Below are 3,664 nucleotides of genomic sequence, written 5' to 3'. Positions count from 1 at the left end.
AAGTCTGAAAATTATAACAGCTTGTGTCGATTATTAATACAGTATTCTAGAAAGAGAGGTTTCAAATTTGTCTGATAATAAACCACGAGCAATTACCATAGACCCTGAGTTAAAGGAAAAATATGAACAATTAATCAACAAAACCGTTTGTTGGATAATAATTGATAAAGATGGCAAATCTAAAGTCAATATCTCTGAGTTAGGCAATACTATTCTTGAGGTACATAATTGCATTATCGTTGAGAACGGCAATAAAGATGATTTTTACGAGTATAACAAAGTAAAAGGGTACTGGGAGCTTAGAAACATTAAAAGCATTAAGAGCGTAATTACAGAGCTTTTAAACATGTATAACGTGTGGACTGATCGAGTGGCCAGGGATGCTTTTCATTTTGTTTGTGACAGCATTAAGCGTGTTAAATGGAAAGATACGTTTGGCAAAAAACAAGGTAATTATTTCAACTTCAAAAATGGTGTTTGGAATTGGGATGATTTCAAATTGCAAGAGCATTCGCCTAAGTACTATTTCACATCATGTGTTGATTATGACCTGGTGGTTACTGATAAATATCCGAACTCACAAGCCGTTATAAATAGTTGGAAAAATAAAAATAGTTGGTTAGAAACAGAGAAATGGTTAGCACTTTCAGTAGGTGAAAACATGCAATCATTGATGGAATTCATAGGTTACATATTTTATCCCAGTTATGAACCAATTCAATTATTCGTTATCCTGTTAAGCCCAGGTGGTGACGGTAAAACCACCTTTATGAACCACCTTACCACCCTTGTAGGCAATGAAAATACTTCTTTTGTTTCTTTAATTGATTTAGCAGACAAGCGTCCTAATAATTTCAGTCATTCAGAATTATACAATAAATATCTAAATGAATATGACGATATATCAAACGCGTACATCCCTGATACTACTGTTTTACAGAAGTTAACCGGTGGCAGTTCAATAACTGCACCAGTTAAAAATAGGCCAGGTATTACATTATTTAATTATGCTAAATTGCTATTTGCATCTAATGACTTGCCTAGTTTTAGCAATACAACCAATGCATTTTTACGCCGAATTAATGTAATTAAGTTCTTTAAAATAAACAACTTTGAACAGACTATAAATATGAAAAAAGTTAAAAAAGAACGTGGTGAGTTTGTTTACAAATGTATGGTCTTAGCCAAGGATGCAATGAAAAGAAAAGAAATCAAACAAACTGAGTCAATTATTGCACAGAGAAACAATTGGATAGAAGATAACGACCCCATAAAGCAATTTATTAATGAAGATTGTACCTTAGCTCCAACGGAAGAAGTTGATGAAAATGATTTATACGGTGCCTATAAAGTTTGGTGTATTAAATATAATTTCAAACCAGTTAGCAAAACAAAATTCAAGAAAGAGCTTGAGAACAAAGGAATTTTTAGAAGTGTTGAAAACAAGCGTATTGATGGAGAAAAACGAAAAAGGCGGTATTTTTATAAAGGTATCAGCTTAAATTAAAGACAGGTACAAACCACAAACTTTCAATAAACCCTTATGAGAGTACCCACGGTGCAAATGGAACTTTCTAGGTTCAGATAGAAAAACATGCCTAACTCGTTGAGAGAGTAAGTAAGGTACTAGTGGTACACTCTTTTTTAAAATAAATAAAATAATATATATATTGGAGTACATACCCCTATATACAATCTCTATCAAGCTCAAAAAAAGTGTACATTTTGTGCCAAGCTTACAGGCTGTATGTTAGAGGGGTATTCCCCGATTTGTACCAAATGTACCACGTCCGCCAAAAAGTTGGTATACAGAGGATTTGTTGAATCAGTTATTTGTGCCATGCCTTTGTACCGCATCACATGTATTAAATAAAGGAATTAAATTATATGTATTACTCACTTGAAAGTCTAAACAACTTCGATAAATTAGATTTTGTTTTGCAGATCGAAAGAAAATCTGGTAAACATGCTGCTATTCATTTCTGCGATTGCATGACATTAATTTTAAATAAGGCAAAGCATAACGATTACTTTGATGAAATGAACGATAAGCAAGCTTGGTCTAGGATAGCCGTTGAACATGACGTTACCCCTACACTATTCTGTGGTTCCTTTTCAGCTAAGACATTTTATATCTAATACCATCAAGGATAATCAAGTTAAACTTGAGATCAAGCAACTAGAAAGTAGCTAATCTCAATATATTCATTTGAACTAAACTAGCTAAAAAGGCTAGTTTCTTGTATTATTTTTTATGAGGTGAATAAATTGAAAATTATAAAACTACTCATGTTATCTGTCTTATCAATAATTATCATGGCAATAATAAAATTCCCCCAAAAAATAGGATTTTATATACAAAAAGCAGGAAGCAGTAAATTGTTTAAGTTTACCTTTAACATAGTGGAATTTTTAGTAGTTACGCTTATCCTCTATACACTTTTCTACAAAAAGAAGTCAGTTATTATTTTTACTAAGTATTTTTTTTCTCCCGATTGGCTAAGTGCAATTGGAACTCTTGGTGCAGTAATAGTATCATTATATTTATCTTTTAATAATAATAAGCGAGAAAAAGAATCTGACGTCAACTTACATTTACCCTACTTTAGAATTGATAATTTAAAACCTATATGTTTTAAAATTTCACTAGAAAACTGGCCTTCCATGAATCCAGCACTTGATAAAGTAAAAAATAATATCCAACCCCAAATAACAATTGTAAATATAAACCAAGTTAAGACCTTGACGGATTTTAAAATGGTTTTACGGCTTGTTCTTACTATAGAGAAGAATAATGAAGTTGAATACTTAGGAAATATATATTGCAAGCCTATAGTTGAGACTTCATCTATGTTGGGAAAATCACAGTATGATTTAGAAATACTAGGAAACAAGCAGGAACAGCTTGAACAATTAAAAGACTGTTTTTATTGGGATAACATCGATGATTATGATCCAAAAGACTTAGAAGATGCTTTCAAAGAAAATAAAGAAATTAGTGATAAAATAACTAGGGAAAAAAAAGAGAGTTATATCTGGACTAATTACTATCATGGCGAAATTGAGCAAGCTATGATTAATAAAGTTATGCGAGCAAACTGGAACAATGGCTATAAATATACATTTTTAGTGAGAAATGTATATATTTCATGCAAAACTGTTTTAGGGACAGAAGTTTACTATCGGTATGATATGGACAATGGTGAAACTTATTATCGGCTCGATAAAAGAAAAATATATGCAGGATTTAAAATGAACGTAGCTGAACTTGATAAAGAAAAAGATAATTTATTGAAGTTTATAGAAAACAAACGAGACAAAATTGATGAACAAGATAATAAAGTGCAGGAAAAAAACCAAAAAATCAAAAAAAAGTTATGGAAAGAATGCAAAAACCAAATTAATAAAATTAGAGGAGAAAAGTAGCACCGGAGTTGTTCTAAAGTGAATTTCTAAATGAATAATTGAGAAAGAAAAGACACATAAATGTCGCTAAAAAAGACATAGATGTGTCTTTTTGTTTGCTCTAATTTTATAAAGTGCCAATTGGTTATTATCTAGTATTTATATTGATACTCGAATCGAATAGTGTGTGGCCATTCATGGCTGCAGTATTTAATCTCTGGGAAATGGGCGAGGTCGGTGGTTTCTTTATCTCTATAAT

Annotated in this window: 3 protein-coding genes; all 3 read left to right on the top strand. The window is 31.4% G+C overall.

Annotated elements, in window-relative coordinates; all coding sequences use genetic code 11:
- The first annotated feature begins 67 nt into the window (after positions 1-67).
- The 3 genes from LACWKB10_RS09615 to LACWKB10_RS09605 all read left to right on the top strand — a co-directional run bounded on the left by LACWKB10_RS09615 (position 68) and on the right by LACWKB10_RS09605 (position 3,426).
- Positions 68-1,507 (top strand): phage/plasmid primase, P4 family, encoded by a 1,440-nt coding sequence (locus LACWKB10_RS09615; RefSeq protein ID WP_034981748.1) that lies wholly within the window; start codon positions 68-70, stop codon positions 1,505-1,507.
- A 380-nt stretch (positions 1,508-1,887) separates the two neighbouring features.
- Entirely contained in the window at positions 1,888-2,139 is a 252-nt protein-coding gene (locus LACWKB10_RS09610) for a hypothetical protein (RefSeq protein WP_034981747.1), read from the top strand.
- 129 nt (positions 2,140-2,268) lie between these two features.
- Positions 2,269-3,426 (top strand): hypothetical protein, encoded by a 1,158-nt coding sequence (locus LACWKB10_RS09605; RefSeq protein ID WP_034981746.1) that lies wholly within the window; start codon positions 2,269-2,271, stop codon positions 3,424-3,426.
- Positions 3,427-3,664 lie beyond the last annotated feature (238 nt).

The sequence above is a fragment of the Lactobacillus sp. wkB10 genome, from assembly GCF_000760615.1.
Taxonomy (GTDB): domain Bacteria; phylum Bacillota; class Bacilli; order Lactobacillales; family Lactobacillaceae; genus Lactobacillus; species Lactobacillus huangpiensis.
Note: the sequence above shows the minus strand (reverse complement) of the source record. Positions and strands in the feature narration are given on the sequence as shown.

Excerpts from the sequence above, each read along its gene's own strand:
- LACWKB10_RS09610 (WP_034981747.1), top strand. The coding sequence starts at position 1,888 with ATGTATTACTCACTTGAAAGTCTAAACAACTTCGATAAATTAGATTTT.